This window comes from Salinicola sp. (assembly GCF_982684285.1).
Genome location: NZ_CEXLVS010000419.1, coordinates 1 through 1,781 on the forward strand (window position 1 = coordinate 1; position 1,781 = coordinate 1,781).

At 43.5% G+C, this 1,781-nt stretch carries 2 protein-coding genes and 1 pseudogene; all 3 read left to right on the forward strand.

Annotated features, from left to right (window positions below; genetic code table 11):
• On the forward strand, positions 1-249 hold a 249-nt coding region (locus AC3AYF_RS20635; RefSeq protein ID WP_487780343.1), incomplete at its 5' end, for an HvfA family oxazolone/thioamide-modified RiPP metallophore.
• Positions 250-480: 231 nt separating this feature from the next.
• Positions 481-1,011: pseudogene (locus AC3AYF_RS20640) on the forward strand (HvfX family Cu-binding RiPP maturation protein).
• An 11-nt stretch (positions 1,012-1,022) separates the two neighbouring features.
• Positions 1,023-1,781: protein-methionine-sulfoxide reductase catalytic subunit MsrP (msrP, locus tag AC3AYF_RS20645; protein WP_487780344.1), on the forward strand; the 759-nt coding region annotated here is incomplete at its 3' end.

Consider the following 1,781-nt stretch of genomic DNA (forward strand, 5'->3'; position numbering starts at 1 on the left):
GCATCTGCTGAATTGTCTAGTGGCTATATGCAACTTGCTGAAGGTAAATGTGGCGAAGCTAAATGTGGCGCTGACAAGAAAAAAGCTGAAGGCAAATGTGGCGAAGCTAAATGTGGCGCTGACAAAAAAGCTGAAGCAGAAGGCACATGTGGCGGAGATAAAACTTCTGAAGGAAAATGTGGTGAAGAAAAGAAAGCTGATAAAGAAGGTAAATGTGGTGAAGGTAAATGTGGCGCTGACAAAAAATAAGATAGTGAGTTAGAGCGACAGCTTATGGAAGGGGCTCTTTATGAGCCCCGTTTTGTAAGCAGATGTAATGTCTAGTATAGGTGGGCATCGAAATTATAAGGTGTTGTAATGAGACGTTTATCACAGTTGTAATTTCAATCTTACTTAACAAAAATAATGTTGTAACGGAGAATAAGAATGTTTGTATGCAAAATTGCCAATCGCTTGCAATGCTGGTTGAACTGTACTCGAATGGCTGACTTTTTAGCACCACTGGCCTTGCGATTGTATCTTGCCCCCGCCTTTTGGATTGCGGCCAATAATAAATGGAACCCATTTGACGCGACTAGCTCTTTGGATAGCACCGCGGAATGGTTTGGTAATCCGGATTGGGGATTAGGCTTACCGTTTCCTGAATTAATGGCTAATTTGGCATGGGGCGCCGAATACTTTGGTGCCATTGCAGTGGTATTAGGTTTCGGCCTACGTTGGTTTGCCATTCCGTAAATGGGAACGATGATCGTCGCAATATTCTCGGTTCATTGGGGAAATGGTTGGTTGGCAATTTCTGGTCCTAGCGCTCAGTTAGATGTCGCACGGGAGATTTTGATGGAACATGGTGATTATGAATGGTTAACGCAAAACGGCAGTTTTGTGGTTTTAAATAACGGCATCGAGTTTGCGACTACCTACTTCATTATGCTGTTGGCCTTGTTTTTTATTGGTGCAGGCAAATATGTGAGTGTCGATTATTGGATAGCGAAAAAATTCTCAAATTGTTAGAGGTACTGTAAATGTTGATTCGTAAAAATAAACACGGCGAACTTCTGGAATCTGAAGTCACTGACCATCAGGTGTATTTAAACCGCAGACAGTTTTTAAATACCAGTGCCACTATTGCGACGGCAACGATGTTGCCGATGGGCTTAGTAATTGCGGGCACTGAGCCGGTACCCACCTTTACCGATCTTGTTACCAGTGATTTTGCCGACGGTGAAGAGTCATCAAGCTTTGAAGCCATCACCACCTACAATAATTTTTATGAATTTGGCACCAGTAAATCATCACCAGCAGTATTAGCGACTGAGTTTCCAGATAAAAGTCAGCCATGGAAGGTCACTATCGATGGTGAATGTGATAAACCCGGTGACTATCATTACGATGATTTGATTCGACCTTTTACCATGGAAGAACGGATTTATCGCCTGCGCTGTGTTGAAGGCTGGTCGATGGTGATTCCCTGGGTTGGATTCTCGTTGGCGGATTTAATCAAACGTGCGCAACCAAATTCACGGGCTAAATATGTAGAGTTCACCACGCTATATGATCCTGAGCAGATGCCTGGTCAACATAGGAAAGTATTGGACTGGACCTACACGGAAGGTCTGCGTATGGATGAAGCAATGAACCCGTTAACATTACTTGCGGTAGGTCTTTATGGCCAAGAGTTATTAGGTCAAAATGGTGCACCGATCCGTCTGGTGGTGCCATGGAAATATGGCTTTAAGAGCATTAAGTCGATAGTTCGCATTCGTTTTGTGGAACAACTACCG